The following is a 23,078-nucleotide window of genomic DNA, read 5'->3' as shown; positions in this document are numbered from 1 at the left end:
AGCGCAGCACATGTCCTTGGTTAGCAACCGTAGTGTGGTTGTTTAGCAAGGACGGTACCCTTGGGGTGGAATCGAGCTGATGGCTGAACTGTTACGGTTTTGTTAGTAATATTATATGCAGTATTGATAAAATGATATTGGGGTGTTATTATAGTTCAGAAATGAAAGTAAATAGATTTAAATGCATTAATATTGTTTGGGGAGGAATGTTTTGAAAGCAAAAAAAACAGGTTTAGAGTGGATGTCTATGTACGCAGAGGTCATGTCACCACTAATGCAGTTTGCCAACAAATATGCCAGATTCAGTAAAATTGCTGCTTATTACGGTACCGATATAAAACTCACAACCTCTGATTATCAAGTAATTGAGAAGATATATATAAACGAGGGGCGCAGAATGAATATGTCAACGCTTGCAGAAGAATTAGGTATTACACAAAGTGCCTTTTCAAAGGTAGTTCAGCGCCTTAAAAAAAATGGAATTGTTGAAAAATATCATACGCCAGGCAACCGCAAAGATATAATTTTATGCGTAACAGCCTATGGCAAAAAAACTTATGAGAATTATAGTGCTTATGTTGAAAAACATGTTTTTGAACAAATTTATCAATTGATTGGAACTATTCCGAAGGAATATATTGAAACATATAATAAAATATTAAGTATAATCGGGGATTGGCCACTGAACGAGGAATCTGCCGATGCTGAATCTCAGAAATTGGTTCCGATTGAATAGGACCATACTTAAAGCATAATAAACTCAAGACGGCTGTTACACCAATTGAAATCATTGGTGTAACAGCCGTCTTGGCATAATTACTAATTTTTTACTAATTAGTTTATAAGTATTGTACATTGACTTTTGTGAAAAAAATATATATTCTATAAGAAAGTATATACTTTCCTAAGGAAATAATAATAAAAGAGATAATGGAGGCTTGTTAATTTGGAAAAGGAAACGATGAATATTAAAGCAAATGGTATTGATTTTTACTGTGAAACAAGAGGTAGTGGCCCTCTGGTAGTGCTGGTTCCTGATGGCTCTAATGATTGCGGACCCTATGACAACTTAGCAAAAGAGTTGTCAGACCAGTTTACAACACTTACTTTTGACATGCGTGGCGGGACACGATCTATGGATTCTTCCCCTCAAAAGGTAACCCCCTCCTTATTGGGTGATGACCTGGCTGAAATTATCCGCATCTTTGACAAAGGAAAGGCGACTATATATGGCTGCAGCTCAGGCGGCCAAACGGTATTATCTGCCGGCAGGCGTCACCCTTCCTTAATTAGAAATGTAATGGTTCATGAGGCAGCATTACAGGCTGATACACCTCTCCCAGAGGCGGGCTTTTCATTTTTTGAAAATATTAGCACATTTGACAAGTATCTTACTGGAAATCTAAACAGTGGAGATTTCTGGGGAGTATGCAACGCGGACACAGCGGGGGCTATAGATAGTGCTGCTCGGGCACGAATTGAGAAAAATAATATTTTCTGGCAGCAATGGTATTTGGGAACGGTTGATACAGATAGTTACTCCGAAGAAGATTTTGAGAAGATGCCTCCGGTTGATTTTTCAGTGGGAACCTGGACCCCATCCTGGCTTGTCTATGCAAATCTTGCCACGGCAAAGAGAGGAAACTGCCCTGTTACATGGTTTAACTGCTCGCATCATCCGGAAATTAGTATTCCGGCAGAATATGCTCAGTATATGAAGCGGGTTATTGCAAAATATTTATAATTTATCAAGGAGGAAAGAAGATGTCTAAAAAGGAATCCCCTGTAAAGCATGAGAAACTCATTATTTTAATCTTATTCTTTAGCACTGGTGCTGTTATGGCGATGCGTTTTGGCATTACCAATACCTTTGCTTATATTGGCGACATAGCTATAACTCCGGTAGAGATGGGACTGATTATGTCCGTTCATGCAATCGCCTGGGCTGTTTCATCCCTGGTATTAGGCTCTCTGGCTGATTATCTGCACAAACAAAAATTATTCATGGTGGGCTGCTTATTCTTATCCGCTGTCTTAAGTATTTTGGTAGGCTATGCTCCAAATATTCAAACAGTCCTCATATTAAGAGCTCTCATCGGAATTTTCCAGGGACCGTTGCTCCCATTATTACAAACCACCGCAAGAAAGGTGTCGTCACCTAATCACATCGGACTAAACCAAGGATTGTTAATTGCCGGGACCGGGTTAATTGGACAGAGTATTCCTGCTGCAATTATACCAGGTGTGGCCCAAACAGGCCCATCTGCATGGAGGTCACCGCTTATTGTAATTGGCATTATTGGAAGTGTTATAGCTCTTTTATTAGGGCTTATTTTAAAAACAAACAAGTTAGAGAACCCTATTGAACAAAAACATGAAGAAAATAATAAAATATCAGCAAAAGATATAGGAGAACTTTTTAAAACTCGAAATTTTATTCTGGGCATAATTGGTGCTGTTGGTTCAATTGGATTTACACTCTGCCTGAGTACTTATGCAGCTGCCTTCCTGGCAAATGAAACCAACGCTTCAACAGGCCGCTTATCGCTCATGATCGCTGCCAGCGGCATTATGGGAATGCTCTCAAATATTGTCCTTCCGGCAATATCAGATCGTTTTGGACGAAAACCTTCCTATATGATTTGCAGTATAGGCCTCCTGCTTTCACCATTAGTATTAATTGTATTCAAGTCAAATATGAATTCTTCATTACCTCTAATTCTTTATTGTCTTAGTTTTCTGGTAGGGGGCTGTGCTATGTCACTTAATACTTATGTAATCGTAGGCGAATCTGTTAGTCCAATGTTAATTACGACGGCATATTCCATTTGTTTATGCGCCGGGGAAATTATCGGAGGGACGATTGGCCCGGCTGTGGCAGGTGTAGTCGCAAACAAATATGGACTAACAATGGCTTTAGTTTTTGCTATGGCTTTTGCGGGGCTTTGCTTATTGGCCTCAGTATTTATGAAAGAGACATTAAAAGAAACTGCCACTAAAGAGCAAGAAAAAGATGTCGTGAATGAATAACCGTAAACATATAGGAAGGAGCGTTAGCTATGTTAGATAAAAAAAGGTTTTTACCTGAATTTAGAAGAATTGTTGATACCTTACCCAAAATGGATACGTCTGTACCAGTCGAACTAATAAGGCAGGTTCCCCTGCCCAGTGGCCTGTCAAATCCGCCCTTGGTTGATTTCTGGGATGAAACTTTTAATAATGGGGACACAAGATTACGAATGCACTTTTACAGATCAAAAGAAAACCTAGACAAAAATCCGGGACTGTTATATTGGACTCATGGCGGGGGTATGAGTATAGGGACTCCCGAAATGGATGATGGCATGTTTGAAAGGTTTGCAACAGAGGCCGGCTTAATTATTGCTTCGGTAGAATATCGCCTGGCACCTGAACACCCCTACCCCATTCCTCTTGAAGATTGTTATGCCGGTCTTGTCTGGTTAGCAAATAATGCAAAGCGCCTGGGTTTTGATGAAAACCAGATTGCAATTGGCGGAGCCAGTGCCGGTGGAAACCTTGCTATTTCAACGGCATTAATGGCAAGAGATAAAGGAGGACCTAATATCTTTTTCCAGATGCCTCTTTGCCCAATGCTGAATTACAAAAATAATGCTCCTGCAAATGAGGAGTTTACGGAGGATGCCATCCCTTTTTCCTGGAATCGTGAAGCAAACGCTTTTGCCTGGAATCAGTATCTGGGAAACTTGGAGCGGGATAAAGTTCCCTATTATGCCTCACCGGCACTTGCAGAAGATTTAAGAGGACTCCCTAAGACATATATAGCTGTCGGAGAATTAGATGTTTTTCGCGATGAGAATCTGGATTTTGTTATGCGTCTCTGCCAAGCGGCAGTGGATGTGGAATTTCACTTGTATCACGGTGTTTTCCATGGCTTTGAGCAGTATGGCCTCCCCTCTACAAAGAAAGTAATTGATGAATATGTACGCGTGTTGAAAGAAGCCTTTGCTGAAGGTCAATGAGACAGCACACTAGATGTGCATGGACTAAATAGTGTATAAAAAATGATTAGTGCAAAAATGTGCTAGTCATTTTTTACTGCCTTTAAACATGTTATATTTTGGAACTGCTATAGTAAATGTAAAAAAACTCCATCTTATGTCAATACAGTATAATTCCATCTGGGAATCAATTGATTCCGCATTTGAATTGTAAAACGAAAAGAAGATATGGTATGGTTGCACTATAGAACAAGATATTACCGGGGGAATATAGTTAAGATGACCAATGAAAATGCATATACTGTAAGATAAGATTATCTATTTAGCAAACTTATAGTGCTGTATTGATTTGTTGCTCCTGAAGACTGGGTCAGGAGAAAGGAGTGAAATGTATGAAATCTAGGAATTTGAAAAAGATTATGGGGGTACTTTTAGCAGCATCTATGATTGCAGCATCTTTTTCTGGCTGTGGCCGGAAGGGCGAAAGTGGTGATGCATCGGCAGATAACAGTACATCAACGGACAAAACTAATACTGGTGACTCTGAATCGAAGAAATTTGACTGTACCTTAAAAGTAATTGGTATTGATAATGTAGTTGCTCAAACTGTCCTTGATCATGCAGATGAACTTGAAGAAGAGCTGGGAATTAAGATTGAATTCCAACAATACAGCAATGAGCAGGCATCTAATAAGATTGCTGTTAGTATGGCTGCCGGGGGAACAGATGTTGATGTAATGATGATTCGCCCACTTGATGAAACATTATTATATTCTCAAAACGGATGGTTAGAAAATCTGCAGCCTTATATTGAGAGAGATTCAGAGGTTGATTATAATGATTTTATGGAAGCTTGCCGTGACGTTTGTACCAATAAAGATGGAGATGCTGTTTGCTTACCGGCAATGACTGAGTCAGGTGTTATTTATTACAATAAGACGATGTTCAAAGAAGCAGGTATTACCGAATTACCTACGACGATGGAAGAATTATATGAAGCAGCTGGGAAACTTGATGATCCGGTTAATGATATTTGCGGATTTGCCTGCAGAGGTATGGGGAATCCGTCTGTCACACAGTTTTCTTGCTTTTTAAGAGCATTTGGAGCTGATTTCTTCGACAAGGATGGAAATGCTGCCATTAATACACCTGAAGCACTTGAAGCATTCCAATTTTATGGAAAATTGTTAAGGGACTATGGTCCTGATGGTGTTCTTAATATGACATGGACTGAGACCTGGAATCTCTTCACACAGGGTAAAGCTGCAATGAGACTAGATGCAAATACAAACTTGGGTTCATGGAATGAAGATGATTCGGCAATTAACCTTGATGAAATTGGATTCTTTGATGTTCCTGTGGGGCCAAATGGCGATTATGGAAACTATTATATTACTGCTTGGGCATATGGTATAAGTTATGGGTCGCAAAATAAAGAGGCTGCATGGGAATTTATTAAATGGGCTACAAGTAAAGAAATGCAGAATGATGCACAGAAAAATGGCAATTCTGGTGCCAGGCTTTCAGTTTGGGAGGGCGACTATAGCCCCTGGCCGGAAGAAGTGCAGAAGCTGGCAGCGGAAGCAGGGCCAAAGTCTTACGGCTCAGAAAGACCTTATATGATTAATGTAAGCAGTGCACGTGATTTAATCGGTGAAGCAGTGACAAAGGCAATTGAAGGTGTAGATGATGATGAACTTCAGAAACTTTTAGATAAGAAAAATGCAGATTTACAGAAACTGCTAGATTCAGAAAAGACTCCATAACTATACATGTAGAATAAGTTGCTTAGCATTTAAATAAGGGAGGAAAACTATGCGGAAAATTGGAAAATGGCTTGATAAGCGACTATATTATGTATTTACCGTACCGACCATAATCTTTGTGTTAGGCATGGTATTGTTCCCAATTATTTACACTTTCGTGTTAAGCTTTCATTCCTGGAGGATGTCAGCAAATATTCCCTGGGAGTTTATTGGATTGGAAAATTATGCTTCGTTATTTGGAGATACCAGATTTCCACTTGCAGTATTTAGAACTTTCCTTTTTGCGGCAATAGCATTGATTATTGAAGTGATTTTAGGTGTTGCAATAGCTCTATTCTTGAATCGTTCATTCTGGGGAAAAAATATCGTTAAAACAGCTTTCTTGCTGCCCATGGTAGCGACACCGGTTGCAATAGGAATGGTCTGGAAATTAATATACGAACCTAATATTGGAATTTTGAACTCCGTTATTAGAGGAATGGGAGGTCCTAAGATTGACTGGCTTGGTGATTCTGCTATTGCAATATACTCGTTAATAGGAGTAGATATTTGGCAATGGACACCATTTGTTATGCTGATTGTGCTGGCTGGATTAACTTCCATCCCGATGGACTGTTATGAGTCAGCTATGATTGACGGTGCTACAAGATGGCAAACAACAAGGAAAATTACGCTGCCACTGCTTCGCCCAACCATTTTTACTGCGATTCTATTAAGATTAATTGATGTATTAAAGACATTTGATATTATTTATTCCATGACACAAGGAGGACCAGGATATTCAACAGAGACGATGAACATTCTCTCGTTCCGGCAGGCCTTTGAATTTATGCAATTTGGGCAGTCAGGTGCAACATTAATTATTTTCTTTGTCATAGTACTGGGTATCGCAGCATTGACAATTAAACTCAAGAGTAGAGTGGAGGTAGATTTTTAATGGGAGATCGCATTGTTGGCTCAAAAAAATCTAAAATGATTCGAAAAATATCGTTTTTCATCATTATTATTTTTATACTTGTAGTTGTATTATTCCCATTTGTCTGGATGCTCTTGGCCTCATTTAAGAAAAACGCTGATATACTCAACGTTGATAAAATGTTTGATTTTATTCCTACATTAAAAAACTATATTAGTGTTTTTATTGACTATAGTTTCCTGAAGCCAATCTTCAACAGCTTTTTAATCAGCTTTGCGGCAACTGTGATTGCTTTGTTTTTAGGATTGCCGGCAGCATATGCGATAGGAAGAGCAAGGATGCATTTGTTCTCAGGAATAATATTGATGATTCGTATTGTGCCTGCAATTTCTTTTTTAGTTCCCTGGTATCTGATTTTTACGAAGTTGAAGTTAACAGGAACTTATACATCATTGATTGTTTGCCATTTAATTGTTTCGCTGCCTATGATTATCTGGATTATGATGCCATATTTTGAATCCATTCCAAAAGAACTGGAAGAGGCGGCAAAGATTGATGGGGCATCAAACTTTGGTACATTTATGAAAATTATGATTCCTTTATCTACACCAGGAGTTTTAACATCAGGGATATTAACTTTCATTTTTTCCTGGAACAACTTTATGTTTGCTTTGATTCTGTGTTCAAGTAAAACGACAACACTGCCAATCGCAATTTATCAGTTTATTTCGTATTCTAATGTAGATTGGGGCGGCATTATGGCGGCATCTGTTGTTATTACATTACCTATTATTCTTATTTCTTTCTTCTTGCAAAGACATATTATTACAGGTCTTACAGCTGGAGCGGTAAAAGGGTAAGCGCATCCGGAAAAGGTGCGGTTCCATACATTTAAAGGAAATTAGGAGGTCTCATGGCTAAAAAGGTATTATCGACAATTCCTCTCTTTTCAGAGAGATGTAAAAAGGCAATTAAATTACTCAAGAATAATGGATATGAAATACTTGAGTACCATGGTGATACAGTAATGACTTCTGATGAAATCAAGGCGCTTGGAGCTGATGTATGTGGTGTCATTGCCGGATGTGAAGAATGGAACAATGCTCTTTTTAATGTGTATCCTGAACTGAAAGTCATTGCAAGGTTTGGTGTTGGTGTTGATTGTATAGATCTCAATGCAGCAAAAAAGCATGGGGTAAAGGTGTGTAATGCAAAAGGAATGAATTGTGATTCTGTAGGTGAATCGACGATTATGTTTGCCTTAGCATCTTTGAGAAATCTTGTTGAACTTTGCAACACTACGAAAAATGGCGGGTGGATGCGCTATGCAGGTAGCACACTTAGAGGAAAAACATATGGTCTTGTAGGATTTGGAGCTATTGCACAGTATGTGGCAAAGTTACTTCAAAACTTTGGTGTAGAGAGAATATTGGCATATGACGTATTTCAAAATAAAGAAGCCGCAGAAAAGCTGAATGTTTCCTTTGTTGGTTTGGACTATTTGTTAAGGAAGAGTGATTTGATATCTCTTCATATCCCGGAGAATGATGAAACAAAAAGGCTAATCGGAGAGAAAGAGTTAAAGTCGATGAAAGAAACAGCAATTCTTATCAATGTTGCTCGTGGCCCTATCATTGATCAAGATGCATTGTACCGCGCACTTAATGAAAAATGGATTGCTGCCGCGGCAGTGGATGTGTTTACTGTTGAGCCGGTCGAAAAGGATAACCCATTGTTGACATTGAATAATCTTATTTGCATGCCGCATCAGGCTGCCGATACATATGAAACGTTTGAGTCTGTGGCATATTTTGATGCACAGGTAATTATTGATGTAATGGAAGGTAAGGAGCCTGCCAACTGGTTGAATAGATAGTCGCTAGCGGAAAACAAAAAATAATGATCACATGTCCTAATGTTTTACTTACTTTTCATACAGGTGATGAGAAATTTTATTACGATGGGGGGAGTTAAGATGGACATATTCCAGCTAAATTATTTTGTTTCAGCAGCAAGTATAGGTAATTTTACAATGGCGGCAGCGGAGAATAATATATCGCAGTCATCATTTTCAAAGCAAATTATGAATCTGGAGGATGAGCTGGGAATAGAACTTTTTTCAAGAAAAAAAAAGAGTATAATACTCACTCCTGCAGGAAAACAATTTTTGGAGTATGCTCATAAAATGCTAGGAATATATAATGAAATGCTTAATGTAGTGGATAGTTTTTCCACATTCCAGACCTATCCGGTTAATATTTTTTCTATACCTGTGATACTGCCATATTCGATTGAGGATGTGATTTTTAAAATTAATAGAGAGAATCCAGATTTGGTTATTAGTATTAATGAGCTGGCAGAAAGTTCTTATGTTTCTCAGGCTCTGAGAAGAGGTGAGTGTGATTTTGCAATCTTGAGAACTGATTTCCTGGATGAACATTTATACAATATATATCCAATTATTATCGATAGATTAGTGGCAGTTGTACCGGAAAACCATGTTTTAGCAAATAATGAAATCATATCACTGATTGGTTTAAAGAATGAGCATTTTATTATGCCGCCTAAGGATACTGACCTTCGTACAATAGCCGAGTCTGCATGTATTCGAGCAGGATTTCGCCCAAATGTCAGATATATTGTTAGTGGAAATGTCGACCTGACATTAAAGATTGTATCAAAACAAAACATGATATATTTAGCTTTTGAAAATGTTATCGACTATTATGATTTAGAAGGCTGCAAATTAGTCCCGTTAAAGGAAAACATTGTAAGTTCGACTGCTTTCGTATCGGAAAAAAAGGCAGGCCAGACGAGAGCCTTGAAAAAAATATCAAAGTTTTTGGAGAAGGAATATGGGAAAAGATTTGATATCGTATGATGGTATAAGAACTTGCAGAACATAGATTGGGGGTCAATAATATGAAAAAAATGTATGGTGTGAACACTCCTATTTCCTGTCCTATGAAAGGAAATGGAGAAGTGGATTATAAAAGTTTAACAAATTTGTGCAACTATTTGATTGAAAAAGGTGTTGATGGATTATATCCAAATGGTTCCACTGGAGAAATGTGCTATCTGACAAAAGATGAGAGAAAAAAGATTCTTGAATGTGTTCTTGATGCATCACAGGGGCGGGTGCAGGTTTTTTCAATGGTAGGGGCACTTACTACAAAAGACACAATAGAACTGGCCCGCCATGCCCAAGATGCAGGTGCAGATGGTATTGGTGTCGTTACTCCATATTATTTTAAGTTAGATGACGAGGAACTACTCCGATACTATAGTGATATTTCTTCCAGTGTGGGAGAAGAGTTTTCCATTTACCTATATGGTATTCCACAGTTAGCAGGTAATGATATTACCCCCAAGCTTGCAGATAAGATTGCAAAAAAATGTCCAAACATAGTTGGCATTAAATATAGCTATCCTGATATGCCTCGTCTGCTTCAATTTATGGATGTAAATAATGGTGACTTTTCTGTCCTCGCCGGCCCGGATGATCTTTTTTATGCGATGCTGGCTTCTGGGGGTGATGGAACGATATCAGGAAACTCTAATGTAATTCCAGAACATTATGTGGAAATTTATAAGGCGTTTAGGGCTGGAGATTATGAAAGGGCTCAAAAACTTCAGGCTAAGGTAAATAGATTGATTACTTATATCAGTGGAGCGAATAATATGGCACGGTATAAAGCTGCCTTAAAGCATAGAGGTATTATTGCATCTGCAGCAATGAGAAAACCTTTAAGGGAGCTAACTGCCCAGGAAGAGAAAGAATTTATTGAACAGATAGAAAGTATGGATTATCTGGATGTAACGAAGTAAAGGAGTAAAGGGGGACTGTCCCTTTTGCTCGCCATTTTCAGAAAATTCTGATAATTATAAAAGCAAAGTGCGGAGCAATCGTAGGTATCAGGGGTCAAAATACCTTTTGACCCCTACATCGTAATATACTATGCCAGTGGACAGAGGAGATTAACAGATGCCAGGCTCCTGTTGATTTACCTCCGCATAGTTTAGAATAAGCTATAAATAATAAAGATTATTATTATTATATATTGACATATTCTGCCAGTCCTGCTATAATTTTAGATAGTTAGATGAAACTAATTGAAAACAGGAGGTGTTGTTATGTCACTTATAAGAAAAGAAATTGATGATTTTTCTGTAAATGCATTTGTAGAGGACGATTTTAAAACAATTACAAAAGAGGATATTCTTGGGAAGTGGAGTGTATTTTTCTTTTATCCGGCGGACTTTACATTTATATGCCCGACGGAGCTGGAAGACCTGGCAAATAAATATGATGAGTTCAAGTCGGCTGACTGTGAAATTTACAGTGTATCCTGTGACAGTCATTATGTACATAAAGCATGGCACGATGTATCTAAGACAATTCAGAAGATTCATTTTCCGATGCTTGCGGATCCAAATGGAGCAGTGGCAAAGTCTTTTGATGTGTTGATTGATGAAGATGGAGTGGCAGAGCGTGCAAGCTTTATTGTAAATCCGGAAGGGAAGATTGTCGCATATGAAGTGATTGCCGACAATGTAGGCAGAAATGCAGACGAGCTGTTGCGGCGTGTACAGGCGTGCCGGTTTGTCGCGGAGCATGGCGATCAGGTGTGCCCTGCAAAATGGCAGCCGGGTGCCAGTACGCTGAAGCCGGAGAAAGACCTTGTAGGGAAAATTTAAAAGGTGTATTATATAAAAAATAGTAACTGTTCAGGAGGCCAAGCTTGATTCTACCCCAAAAGGTACCGCTCTTGCTAAACAATCACACTACGGTTGCTAACCAAGGACATGCACATTGCATTATCTTGCTTTGGTTAAGCGCTGGATAGTTACAGAAAAATACGGAGGAAAAAAGTATGAGTCAACTTAACATTGGTGTTGTTGTAGGTAGTGCGCGAAGAGATGCGTTCAGTAAAAAAGCGGCAGAAGAACTTGTTTCATATCTTCCTGAATCCTATCAGGTAAAGTTCCTGAAGATTGAACAATTGGAATTGTTCAATCAGGATTATGATGACGATGGTACAACTCCAGAATCATGGAAGACATTCAGAGAAGAAGTAAAGGGAATGGATGCTTATATTTTTGTTACCCCGGAATATAACCGCTCTATTCCCCCAGTATTGAAAAATGCACTTGACATAGCATCAAGACCTTACGGTCAGAATTGCTGGTCAGGGAAACCTGGTGCTGTAGTCAGTGTTTCTCCAGGCGCAACCGGAGCGTTCGGTGCAAACCATCACTTACGTCAGGTTCTGACATTCCTAAATATTTATACAATGCAGCAGCCGGAGGTATATTTGTCTAACGTAGGAGATCTGCTGGATGACAACGGTAATTTTATCGAGGGAACCAAGGGATTTATAAAATCTGCTGCAGAGGCATACACAGACTGGGTTTCTAAGTTTAAAAGATAGTTAGCGCTTAACACATGAAGGAAAGTCTTATCTTTTGGGGTAGGATTTTTCTTCTGATGACAATTTGAAATTGCGAAAAGGTGCCGGAAGTCGTATAATGGATATACAATCGCTTATGCTGTTTGTCAGACAGACATAAGTAGGGAGGTATAGGATGATTCGGGTAATTGCGGACAGCACCTGCGATATTGCAGAGGAACTATTGAAGGATTATGACTTGATTACATTGCCTCTGGTAATTACGGCAGAGGGAAAAGAGTATTTAGATGGGGTGGATTTAAGGACGGAGCAGGTATATGAGCTGATGGAGCAGGGCATTCTGCCTGGCACTGCACAGATTCCATATGATATTATTCACGTAGCTTTTGAAGACTGCTGTAAAAGGGAAAATGATTTTCTATATATTTCATTTTCCAGTAAAATGTCAGGCTGCTTTTCATTCGCGAATGTTGTGGCAAAAGAATTGAGAGAAGAGTATCCGGATATACGTATGGAACTTGTGGATTCCCAAGGAGGCTCCGCAGCGACAGGGCTGATTGTACTCCAGGCGCTGAAAATGGCCAAGGCAAAGAGCAGCATGGAAGAGATTTTAACTCAGGTCAGATTCATGATTGAACATGTGGAACATATTTTTACGATTGCGGATTTGAGCTGGATGGTAAAAGGCGGGAGAATCAACAAGCCCCTTGGCTTTGTGGGAAGTGTATTGAACATTCGCCCGTGGCTGGATGTGGAAAGCGGAAAAATGGTTGTCAAGGGAATGGTAAGAGGCGAGAAGAAAGCAATTTCCACAGTAGCGGAAGAAGTGATAAAGAGGAGCAAACAGTTTCAGACTCAGCTGATTGCTATTACCCATGCAGGAGACACCGAGGCGGCAAAAAAGATTGAGAAACTTCTGAAAGAGGCGCTGCCTGCCTGCAGGACTGTAATCAGCCAAATCGGAGGCGTATTGGGAGTACACCTGGGAATGGGCGGTATCGGAGTATTCTTTTTTAATGAAAGGCCGTCAGAGTACCGGTTGTAGTCGTTGACATTGGGTTTTTGGATGCTATAATTGAAAACAATAGGGCATCAATGGTTATATGTGATGCTGTAATCTTACCATATAAGGAGGTATATTTATGGACAAGAAGATATTGGACTTACTGAATGAACAGATTAATAAAGAGTTTTTCTCTGCATATTTGTATTTGGATATGGCTAATTTTTATTCGGGAAAGGGATTAGATGGCTTTGCAAACTGGTTTGAGGTTCAGACGAAGGAAGAAGTAGACCATGCGATGCTGATGTATCAGTATCTGCACAACAACGATGAGAATGCAGTTCTGGAGGCTGTTGGAAAGCCGGATAAGAGTTACAAGGAGTTGATAGAGCCGCTGCAGGCTGCGCTGGAACACGAGAAGTATATTACAGCAAGCATCCACAACATCTATGGAGAAGCACAAGGCCTCAATGATTTCCGCACAACACAGTTTTTGGACTGGTTCGTGAAAGAACAGGGAGAAGAAGAGAAGAATGCCACTGATCTTATCCAGAAGATGGAATTATTCGGCAGCGAAGCGAAAGGACTTTACATGCTGGATGCGGAACTGAAGGCAAGAGTTTATGCAGCACCTTCACTTGTTTTGTAAAAAGAAAAAGGGGTCTGACCCTTTTGGCCACCGAATTCTGAATTGTCCCAGACAATTCAGAAAATGGAGCCAAGAAGGGTCAGACCCCTTTTTTCTTTCTTTTTTAATTTCAGTATGTTAAAATATTTGTGTTCTATATTTGGGAAGGAAAGGTACACAGGAGTATGAATATTAATCAGAAGTTGACAGAAGAACTGGAAGTTAAAGCATGGCAGGTGGGTGCTGCGGTGAAGTTGATTGATGAGGGGAATACGATTCCTTTTATTTCACGATACAGGAAGGAGGCAACAGGCTCTCTGAATGACGAACAGCTGCGCAGGCTGTATGAGAGATTGATTTATCTCCGCAATCTGGAAGAGAAAAAGGAACACGTGCTGTCTTCCATTGAGGAACAGGGAAAACTGACAGCGGAGTTAAAAGCACAGATTTTGGCAGCTGAAACTCTTGTTGTTGTAGAAGATTTATACCGGCCCTACCGCCCGAAGCGCAGGACCCGTGCAACCATAGCCAAAGAGAAGGGATTGGAACCGCTGGCCAATTTGATTATTTTGCAGCAGACTGAGGAGCCGCTGGAAAAGGAAGCTGAAAAATATCTGTCGGAAGAAAAAGGAATTGTTTCCGTCGAGGATGCAATGGCAGGGGCGCAGGACATCATTGCGGAAGCTTTTTCGGACGAAGCAGATTACAGGAGTTGGATCAGAAACATGACGGCCCTGAAGGGCAAGCTGACTTCCAGGGCGAAGGACCCCGAGGCCGAGTCTGTCTATGAAATGTATTATGAGTTTGAGGAACCTGTTGCAAAGCTGGCAGGACATAGGATACTGGCGCTGAACCGAGGAGAAAAAGAGAAGGTGCTGACGGTGAAAATTGAGGCACCGGAAGAGGATATTATCCGCTATCTGGAAAAAAAGACAATCCTTCAGGAAGATCCGTATACAACCCCGGTACTGAAAGCTGTGGTTGAGGACAGTTATAAACGTCTGATTGCACCGGCTATTGAACGGGAAATAAGAAATGAACTCACGGAGAAGGCGGAGAACGGCGCCATAGAAGTGTTTGGCAAGAATCTTCATCAGCTTCTGATGCAGCCTCCGATTGCCGGACAGGTGGTTCTGGGCTGGGACCCGGCTTTCCGCACCGGCTGTAAGCTGGCCGTCGTAGATGCCACGGGTAAGGTATTGGGAACAACAGTAATCCACCCCACTGCCCCCACAACGCCCCAGAAAATCAAGGCGTCCAAGGACCTTCTGAAAAAGATTATCTCAAAATACCATATTACCCTGATTTCATTGGGAAATGGAACGGCATCCAGGGAGTCAGAGCAAATTATTGTGGAGCTTTTGAAGGAAATATCGGAGAAAGTCCAGTACGTGATTGTAAATGAAGCGGGGGCATCGGTATATTCTGCGAGTAAGCTGGCAACAGAGGAATTTCCCAAGTTTGATGTGGGACAGCGGAGCGCTGCCTCTATTGCAAGACGTCTTCAGGATCCACTTGCGGAGCTGGTGAAGATTGATCCGAAATCTATAGGCGTGGGCCAGTATCAGCATGATATGAATCAGAAGAAGCTGGATGAATCTCTGGGGGGTGTAGTGGAGGACTGTGTAAATAAAGTAGGTGTAGACTTGAACACGGCATCTGCCCCGCTGCTCTCCTATATATCCGGAATTACTGGCAATATTGCAAAAAATATTGTAGCCTACAGGGAAGAAAATGGACGGTTTTCAGATAGAAAAAGTCTGCTTAAGGTTGCGAAACTAGGGCCCAAGGCATATGAGCAGTGTGCGGGATTTATGCGTATTACAGGCGGTAAAAACCCTCTGGATGCAACGGGGGTACATCCAGAGTCCTATGAAGCAGCAGAAAAGCTTCTTGAAAAGCAGGGATTCAGGCCGGAGGATATTATAGGAGGCAATCTGACCGGGATGTCGCTGACAATCAAGGATTACAAAAGACTAGCGGAAGAACTGGGAATTGGTGAAATAACCCTGCGGGACATTGTAAAAGAGCTGGAAAAACCGGCCCGGGATCCCCGCGACGAGATGCCCCGCCCTATTTTGCGCACAGATGTACTTGATATGAAGGATTTGAAAGAGGGAATGGTTCTGAAAGGAACTGTCCGCAATGTCATTGACTTTGGTGTGTTTGTAGATATCGGGGTGCATCAGGACGGGCTGGTACACATATCACAGATTACTGACAGATACATCAAACATCCTCTGGAAGCTGTCAGTGTGGGGGATATTGTAGATGTTAAGGTGATGAGCGTGGATCTAAAAAAGAAAAGAATCCAGCTCACCATGCGGGGAATCTAGGCAAACTATTTGGCAAATGTCAATGAGATAGTGACTGATTTAAGAAAGACGCAGGACAGCCCTCCTGAGTTTGGGTCCCAACAGTGCGGCGGCAATGATTTTTATGGCATCTCCGGCAAGATAAGGTATGACACCAACTGTAAGAGCGGCTGTGAAGGTCAGGTTCATTTGATGTGCCAGCCATAGAGTCCCAAAGAGATAACAGATGACGGCACCTATCCCCATGCCTGCGACGGCAGGAAGAAGCTTTCCGGAAAAGGATTCGATGGAAAAACCGGTAATCAGTGCCATAAAGAGAAATCCTATCAGATACCCCCCTGTGGGGCCGGCAAGCTTTGCAGGTCCGCCGGAAAAGCCGGAAAATACAGGAAGTCCTATTGTCCCCAGGAGCAGATAAAGGGCACAGCTTATAGTACCGAACTTCGCTCCCAATGCGTAAACAGCCAGATAGACGGCAAGATTCGTAAAAGATATAGGAACAGGACTGACGGGCAAAGGAATTGCAATGGGTCCTAAAATACAGATGATAGCTGTCATAACGCCAATGAGGGCAAGATTTTTTGTAGAGATAGAAGATTTATTTTTGGATGAATTATTCATAGTACTCTCCTTTATTGCAGGAGTCTGGAAAGCCAGGCTCTTTTTTCTTAGCTCATTTTATGATACCAGGGTCAAAAGGTCATGCGTTTCATGCTTGCATGAAAAAGCATGACTTTGGGACCCGCAAAACATGAGAAAGTAGCCCGAGCAGGGCGGATTTCGAATGTTTTTAGGATTGCGGGAGCACAAAGTGCGGAGCAATCCGTAGGTATCAGAGGGCAAAATACCTTTTGCCCCCTACATCATTTTATTTAGTATAAAAGAACTACAAACATTTGTCAACATAAAATATAAATAGGTTGACAATTTGATAATAATTCAGCCATGCGAATTGTCACACAGTCTGATAATAGTGATTACAATATGACTTACAAGTGATTATAATATGATTATAATAAATATTGAGAAATTAATAATTCTGAAAAGCATTGTAAATATAGGAAATTTGATTGAAATAAGAAAGACTGAGTGGTAGAATTAAAATTAGTTAATAAAGTTTAAAAATATACTAAAGAAGGAGCTTTTTGCCATGAAAAGGAGAAAAGGGGAAAAAAAAAAAGTAACACAGGTAAAGAAAAAAGGGTTCCGCACTATTTCCAGCAAAATATTGACGTTTATTGGAGGGACGGTAATTCTTTCGTTTGTAATTCTAATTCTTATTATTACCAAAATCACCGATAATTCTGTGACAGAACTCAGGAACGGTGAATTGGCAGCGCAGTCTCAGGCGGCAACTAATGATATTAATAGATATTTTATACAATATTATCAGGCTGTGAGTGTCATTGCGAATAACAGTGAGGTGCAGGCACTTGTGAATAAAACCGGCGGCGGGACAAAAATGGAGCAGACTCCCAGTTTCGATGGGGTAGTTAATACACTGCACAACATAAGGTCAGCCAGCAGCGAGGCCGTTATGTCTGTTATTGTTGCGGATGTTGATACCAGCAGGTTTGTGGCAGATGACGGATCCCTTTCTGCCGATGATTGGGTTATTACCGAACGTTCCTGGTTCCAACAGCTTAAGGAGGCAGGAGAACCGATCATGTCAGATCCCTATCTGGATGTTATTACAAAAAAACAGGTTGTTAGTATTTCGGCTCCTGTGTTTAAGACAGGAACCAAAGAAGTCAATGGGGCTGTCAACATAGATCTGGCATTAGACGAAGTCGGGAAGATGATGAGTTCCTACAAATTGGGACACACAGGGCAATTTATGCTGACGACTGCCGGCGGCCAGATAATTTATCATCCTAATGGTAAATTTGTTAATAAAAACATTGAAGAATTAGGTTTTTCTGATAACCTTAAAAAGGCACTGACATCTCAGAAAACCGGAAACATCGATTATACTGTTGAGGGGAAACACAACTATGGCTATTCTGCAGCTGTAGGTGATACAGGATGGATTCTTACCACAGGGCTGCCGGATAAAGAGTACAATCAGGCTTATACTACTGTCAGAAATAGTATGTTGGGGATCTTTGCTATAATATTAGTCATTATGGCAATTGTCATTATGATCGTATCAAGGCAGATTGTGACACCTATTAAAAAGCTTACAAGCACGGCAGATTTGATTGCCGACGGTAATCTGGACGTTGTCATTGATTCTTGTTCGGCCGATGAAACCGGACAAATGAGTGACGCACTGAGCCGCACGGTTGTCCAGCTGCGAAGATACCTGGCATATATAAAAGAGATTACAAACACTCTGGAGAGCATGGCCGAGGGGGATATGCGTATTCATCTGGAGGAGGACTATGTAGGAGAATTTGCATCTATACGGACAGCTTTTGACTCAATTGCTATTTCTCTGAATCATGCATTGCATCTCATTAATGATACTGCCGGGCAGGTCAGTATTGGAGCCGAGCAGGTTTCAAATGGTGCACAGGCATTGGCTTCAGGTTCGGCTGAACAGGCGGCATCTATTGAACAACTCAGTGCTTCTGTTACAGCCATTGCAGAACAGGCCGAAGAAAATTCTGAGAATGTGAGGATGGCAACCCGGTATGTGGAAAAGACCGGTGTAGACGTTATTTCAGGAAATGAGCACATGATACAGCTTACAGAGGCCATGAACGAGATTGGCTCTGCTTCCGACCAAATCGCAAGTATCACAAAAGTGATTGAGGATATTGCGTTCCAGACCAATATATTAGCGCTGAATGCAGCCATCGAGGCAGCCCGGGCCGGAGATGCCGGAAAAGGTTTTGCTGTGGTTGCCGATGAAGTGCGCAGTCTTGCCGCAAAATCGGCCGAAGCTGCAAACCAGACAGCTGATCTGATTCATCACTCGGTAACTACTGTATCAAAAGGAACTCAGATTACAAAGGAAACAGCAAAAATACTTCAGGATGTGGAAGAAAGCGCACATAGAGTGACGGAGAGCTTTGCGAAGATTGAACAGTCATCTGCCGAGCAGGCTGGTGCAATTGAACAGGTGAAGCAGGGGCTTGGTCAGGTATCCGCTGTGGTTCAGACCAATGCAGCTACCGCAGAACAAAATTCCGCGACAAGTGAAGAAATGTCCGCTCAGGCAGCAGCGCTGCACCAGGAAGTAGGACGATTTAAACTGGCGAAAGAAACCTGCGATATATTATCAGAGTCTTCCCATCAGGCTGAGAAGCCTGAGACAAAGGCCCCAGTATCAGAATCTACATTAGAATTGGGCAAATACTAAAATCATGTCCCGGGGTTGTAAAATAATTCCATTTGTGGCACAATGATAATAACAATAATTGTTGCTGAAAGGGAGGATCTATATGGATACAAAAGCATTTCAAAAAATGAGCTACGGACTTTATCTGGTTTCGTCCAACTGCGATGGAAAGACGGGCGGGTGTGTTGTAAATACGCTGATGCAAGTGACATCAAAGCCGCTGCAGGTTACCCTTACGATTAACAAGGATAATTACACAACCAGCATAATAGAGAAGTCCGGGTATTTTGAAGGGGTTGCACTCTCTCAGGAGGCAACGATGGAGTTGATCCGGGCATTTGGTTTTCAGAGCAGTAAAGATAAGAATAAGTTTGAGGGATTTGAGACAGAGATAGACTGTCATGATATACCATATGTATGTGAGCAGGTAGTTGCAAGGTACACCTGTAAAGTGAAATCTTCCATGGATGTGGGAACTCATAAGGTCTTTCTTGCCGAGATAGATGATGCGGAGGTTTTGGATAAGGATGAACCTCCTATGACATATGCTTACTATCATTCAGTAAAGAAGGGGGTTACACCGCCCAAAGCGTCCAGCTACATTCCGGAGGAGAAAAAGACAGGCTACCGCTGTCAGATCTGCGGTTATATATTAGAGGCAGATACGATACCGGAGGATTATGTCTGTCCCGTGTGCGGAAATGGCAGGGAGCAGTTCGTAAAGCTTTAATTAATTAACTATTCGGTGTAAAATTTAAGAGATAAAAGAATAGGATCCCCTATAAATGAAAAACAGGTATAGGGGGTCATTTTTGTGATGGAGCAATTTTCAAACCTTATACATATTATGATGTTGGGGTCAAAAGGTATTTTGACCCTTGATACCTACGGATTGCTACGCACTTTGTGCTCCCCCAAAGTCATGCTTTTTCATGCAAGCATGAAACGCATGACCTTTTGACCCTGGTATCATATTATTTATATATGAGAAGTATAAAAAGTAATTGACAGCTAGGAAAAATAGTGATAATATACCTACTAATCATACATGCAATATATGTTTTAGGACGTTAATGTGAAAAATTGCATAATAAAGGCGAGAGAAGGGTGTGTATGGACAAAACGGAAGAGCAGATTGTACAGATAATTGATGACAACAGAAGTGTGATTTTGGAATTTGCGAATGATGTTTATTGTCATGGTGAACTGGGGTACAAGGAATTCAGAACCAGTGAGAAATTTCGGAAATTCATGGAGAGCCGGACGGAGCGGATAGAAGATAATTTGGCTATTACTGGTGTGAAGGCATATCTGAACTCGGAAGAGAAAGACAATTTTTCTCTTGCGTCGATTGGCGAACTAGATGCACTGAGGATTCCCAGCCATGTATATGCGAATCCTGACACACAGGCGGCACACTGCTGCGGACACCACGCACAGCTTGCAGGGGTCATAGGGGCGGCTCTTGCACTTACGGAAAAAAACATTTCAGAAAAGTTGAATGGACAGATCGTTTTCCTGGCGGCACCGGCGGAAGAATACGGAGAAGTGGAATTTAAGAAAACATTAATGAAACAGAATAAAATTGGCTACGGCGGCGGGAAATGTGAATTGATCCGTATAGGGGCATTTGATGATATTGACGCATGCATTGTTCATCACATTTCCATGGAGGGAATATCCGCCGGGACTGGAAGCAGCAACGGTTTTGTATCTAAGGTTATTACCATAAAAGGCAAGGCGGCACATGCGGCAGCAGCAAAAGAGCAGGGGGTAAACGCACTGTCGGCTGCTGCGCTGGGGCTTCAGGGACTGGCTTTTAACCGTGAGACATTCCGCGACGAGGACTGTGTCAGAGTGCACCCGATTATGACAAAAGGCGGCAATCTGGTAAATGTGGTACCCGATGAGGCTATTATTGAAACACTGGTAAGAGGAAAGACAAGAGAAGCATTTACGGACGCTTCCCTGAAGACAGACAGATCCTTTAAAGCCGGAGCGATGGCCATGGGTGCCGGGTACCAGATTGAGACAATGCCCGGGTACCTTCCGTCTCTTCCCCAGGCAGTGCCGGAGGAAGTCCTGGAAGTGATAAAAGAGGTATCAGCTCCCAAAAAGGTGGATACAGATGTGGTTAAAAAGCACGGAGGAGGCTCTACAGATGTGGGCGATGTACAGCATCTAATGCCGGTACTCACATTTAACACCGGCGGCGCATCAGGTGGACTTCATCAGTCCGAGTTTGCGGTCTGTGATGAGGAGGAAGCATATATATTGACAGCAAAGATTTTTGCACTCAGCGCATATCGGATGTTGAAGGATGGGGCGGCACTTGCCAAAAGAGTAAAGGAGGAGTACCACCCGGTATTTCAGTCAAAAGAAGAATATATAGAATTTCTGAATAAGTTCTATTCGGTGGAGGAAGAGGAAATATGGGAAAGGAAAGTTACAAAATAACGGGCACTGTTTTGAGAGAGCAGATGGTGGATGAAATCAGAAAGGCGGCAAGACAGTTTGCAATGCTGTATTTTCACTTTTGCGATGTACTTCAGAAGACTTATGGTCTGGAAAAAACGAAAGAAATTGTCAGGCAGACTGTATTTGAGCTGGCTGTGGACCGTTCTGATCAGTTAAGGGAAAAGGCACATAAGCAGGGGAAGGCCACAGAGACAAAGAAAGATTTTATGGAGGTGGTAGACTTGCCTTTGTGTGGTTGGATCCCACAGTGGGGAGCAGACCACTGTCCTTACGCTGAAGTCTGGAGAACATATTTTGATGAGCATCCCTGGTTTAAGGAGCTGGCACCTTATTACTGCGATGTGATAGACACCACGACGATTGAAAATTTTACGAAACGCCTTTCCCATAAGCTCACCCAGAATGTACTGCTTGAGGGAGAAAGCTGTGAGAGAGAATATTTTGTAAGCGAAGAAGTGAAGAAAGGAAATTACACCTATGGCGGCAAAGAGCAGTAAGCGAAAAATCACATTTATCAATGTGCTGCAGATTCTTACATTGATGGCACTGCTTGGGGGTATGGAATATGCAGTGGGTTCCGGAGCAGTCAACAAGGTATTCATGGCATCCCCCTCCAGCATCGTGAAAGAGGCAGCCCGTATTATAACAGACGGAACTTTGTGGCCCCATTTGATTCTTACGCTTCAGGAGGTGGCAGTGGGATATGCACTGGCTGCAGTGTTTGGTATTGCGGTAGGTTTGATTTGGACCATGTTCCCAAAAGTGGAAGCGTACAGTAATGTATTTTTTTCAGCAGTTATGGCAATTCCCAAGACAGCGATACTGCCTCTGCTTATCCTGTGGTTTGGGATTGGTTTTAAATCCAAAGTGGTACTTATATTCTTGTTTTCCGTATTTCAAATTCTATATAATACTGTTACCGGAGCAAAAGAATGTAAGACAGAGTATTTGAAAGTGGCGAGGGTATTTAATGCAACAAAGCTGCAGACAGTATTTAAAGTCATGATTCCGGCAGCGCTACCCTCTATGTTCAACGGTCTGAGACTGGCTGCGGCAACAGCCCTGACTGGAGTTGTATTTTCCGAAATGCAGTCCGCCAAAGCGGGACTGGGGTATTTACTTTCAGAATCTCAGAATCTGCTGAATACACCCAGGATGTTTTTCATTATCATACTGGTAACAGTGATTTCGGTATGCTTTGTTAAACTGATTGCAGTGATTGAGTATTTAATGTGTCACAGGTGGAGGCGAGTATAAAGATCAAAGTAAAGATCCTGAAAATCTAACGAAATGAA

Annotated in this window: 21 protein-coding genes; 20 read left to right on the top strand and 1 reads right to left on the bottom strand. The window is 41.4% G+C overall.

Features of this window, described 5'->3' with window-relative positions:
* Window positions 1-211: 211 nt before the first annotated feature.
* The 15 genes from EDD59_RS15450 to EDD59_RS15380 all read left to right on the top strand — a co-directional run bounded on the left by EDD59_RS15450 (window position 212) and on the right by EDD59_RS15380 (window position 16,040).
* Window positions 212-736, top strand: a complete 525-nt coding sequence (locus tag EDD59_RS15450) for a MarR family winged helix-turn-helix transcriptional regulator (protein ID WP_132383505.1) — start codon at window positions 212-214, stop codon at window positions 734-736.
* A 210-nt stretch (window positions 737-946) separates the two neighbouring features.
* Complete coding sequence (locus EDD59_RS15445; protein ID WP_132383503.1) at window positions 947-1,744, top strand: alpha/beta fold hydrolase; 798 nt, start codon at window positions 947-949, stop codon at window positions 1,742-1,744.
* Window positions 1,745-1,764: 20 nt separating this feature from the next.
* A complete protein-coding gene (locus EDD59_RS15440; protein ID WP_132383501.1) occupies window positions 1,765-3,030 on the top strand; it encodes an MFS transporter in 1,266 nt (421 codons plus the stop codon).
* A 29-nt stretch (window positions 3,031-3,059) separates the two neighbouring features.
* On the top strand, window positions 3,060-4,001 hold the full coding sequence (locus EDD59_RS15435) for an alpha/beta hydrolase (protein WP_132383499.1): 942 nt from the start codon (window positions 3,060-3,062) through the stop codon (window positions 3,999-4,001).
* A gap of 386 nt (window positions 4,002-4,387) precedes the next feature.
* Window positions 4,388-5,746, top strand: coding sequence for an ABC transporter substrate-binding protein (locus EDD59_RS15430; RefSeq protein WP_165920960.1), 1,359 nt, complete (start codon window positions 4,388-4,390; stop codon window positions 5,744-5,746).
* Between the two features lie 49 nt (window positions 5,747-5,795).
* Entirely contained in the window at window positions 5,796-6,683 is an 888-nt protein-coding gene (locus EDD59_RS15425) for a carbohydrate ABC transporter permease (protein WP_132383495.1), read from the top strand.
* A complete protein-coding gene (locus tag EDD59_RS15420) occupies window positions 6,683-7,522 on the top strand; it encodes a carbohydrate ABC transporter permease (RefSeq protein WP_132383493.1) in 840 nt (279 codons plus the stop codon). Before EDD59_RS15425 ends, EDD59_RS15420 begins: the two co-directional genes overlap by 1 nt.
* A gap of 53 nt (window positions 7,523-7,575) precedes the next feature.
* Window positions 7,576-8,538 carry a phosphoglycerate dehydrogenase gene (locus tag EDD59_RS15415; RefSeq protein ID WP_132383491.1) on the top strand — a complete coding sequence of 321 codons (963 nt, stop codon included), beginning with the start codon at window positions 7,576-7,578 and terminating at the stop codon, window positions 8,536-8,538.
* 39 nt (window positions 8,539-8,577) lie between these two features.
* On the top strand, window positions 8,578-9,543 hold the full coding sequence (locus EDD59_RS15410) for a LysR family transcriptional regulator (RefSeq protein WP_132383489.1): 966 nt from the start codon (window positions 8,578-8,580) through the stop codon (window positions 9,541-9,543).
* A 41-nt stretch (window positions 9,544-9,584) separates the two neighbouring features.
* Window positions 9,585-10,490, top strand: coding sequence for a dihydrodipicolinate synthase family protein (locus EDD59_RS15405; RefSeq protein ID WP_132383487.1), 906 nt, complete (start codon window positions 9,585-9,587; stop codon window positions 10,488-10,490).
* Between the two features lie 306 nt (window positions 10,491-10,796).
* On the top strand, window positions 10,797-11,360 hold the full coding sequence (gene ahpC / locus EDD59_RS15400; protein ID WP_132383485.1) for an alkyl hydroperoxide reductase subunit C: 564 nt from the start codon (window positions 10,797-10,799) through the stop codon (window positions 11,358-11,360).
* Window positions 11,361-11,536: 176 nt separating this feature from the next.
* Window positions 11,537-12,094, top strand: a complete 558-nt coding sequence (locus tag EDD59_RS15395; RefSeq protein WP_132383483.1) for an NADPH-dependent FMN reductase — start codon at window positions 11,537-11,539, stop codon at window positions 12,092-12,094.
* A 154-nt stretch (window positions 12,095-12,248) separates the two neighbouring features.
* Window positions 12,249-13,118 (top strand): DegV family protein, encoded by an 870-nt coding sequence (locus EDD59_RS15390; protein WP_132383481.1) that lies wholly within the window; start codon window positions 12,249-12,251, stop codon window positions 13,116-13,118.
* 97 nt (window positions 13,119-13,215) lie between these two features.
* The gene (locus tag EDD59_RS15385; RefSeq protein ID WP_132383479.1) at window positions 13,216-13,725 is read left to right on the top strand and encodes a ferritin; all 510 of its coding nucleotides are present in this window, start codon (window positions 13,216-13,218) and stop codon (window positions 13,723-13,725) included.
* Between the two features lie 164 nt (window positions 13,726-13,889).
* A complete protein-coding gene (locus EDD59_RS15380; protein ID WP_132383477.1) occupies window positions 13,890-16,040 on the top strand; it encodes a Tex family protein in 2,151 nt (716 codons plus the stop codon).
* Window positions 16,041-16,079: 39 nt separating this feature from the next.
* Here the strand turns inward: EDD59_RS15380 and EDD59_RS15375 are convergent, their stop codons facing one another.
* Entirely contained in the window at window positions 16,080-16,640 is a 561-nt protein-coding gene (locus EDD59_RS15375; protein ID WP_132383475.1) for a biotin transporter BioY, read from the bottom strand.
* 529 nt (window positions 16,641-17,169) lie between these two features.
* Between EDD59_RS15375 and EDD59_RS15370 the strand changes: the two genes are divergently transcribed.
* The 5 genes from EDD59_RS15370 to EDD59_RS15350 all read left to right on the top strand — a co-directional run bounded on the left by EDD59_RS15370 (window position 17,170) and on the right by EDD59_RS15350 (window position 23,040).
* On the top strand, window positions 17,170-19,326 hold the full coding sequence (locus tag EDD59_RS15370; protein ID WP_132383473.1) for a methyl-accepting chemotaxis protein: 2,157 nt from the start codon (window positions 17,170-17,172) through the stop codon (window positions 19,324-19,326).
* A gap of 82 nt (window positions 19,327-19,408) precedes the next feature.
* Complete coding sequence (locus EDD59_RS15365) at window positions 19,409-20,035, top strand: flavin reductase (protein ID WP_132383471.1); 627 nt, start codon at window positions 19,409-19,411, stop codon at window positions 20,033-20,035.
* Between the two features lie 383 nt (window positions 20,036-20,418).
* Entirely contained in the window at window positions 20,419-21,762 is a 1,344-nt protein-coding gene (locus EDD59_RS15360; protein WP_132383469.1) for an amidohydrolase, read from the top strand.
* Window positions 21,738-22,280: an L-2-amino-thiazoline-4-carboxylic acid hydrolase gene (locus EDD59_RS15355; RefSeq protein ID WP_132383467.1), complete on the top strand. Its 543-nt coding sequence runs from the start codon at window positions 21,738-21,740 to the stop codon at window positions 22,278-22,280. The genes EDD59_RS15360 and EDD59_RS15355 overlap by 25 nt, the downstream gene beginning before the upstream one ends.
* Complete coding sequence (locus EDD59_RS15350; RefSeq protein ID WP_132383465.1) at window positions 22,261-23,040, top strand: ABC transporter permease; 780 nt, start codon at window positions 22,261-22,263, stop codon at window positions 23,038-23,040. The genes EDD59_RS15355 and EDD59_RS15350 overlap by 20 nt, the downstream gene beginning before the upstream one ends.
* Window positions 23,041-23,078 lie beyond the last annotated feature (38 nt).

Source organism: Muricomes intestini, assembly GCF_004346165.1.
In the GTDB taxonomy this organism is placed as follows: Bacteria; Bacillota; Clostridia; order Lachnospirales; family Lachnospiraceae; genus Muricomes; species Muricomes intestini.
This window is presented reverse-complemented; position numbering and strand designations above follow the sequence as displayed.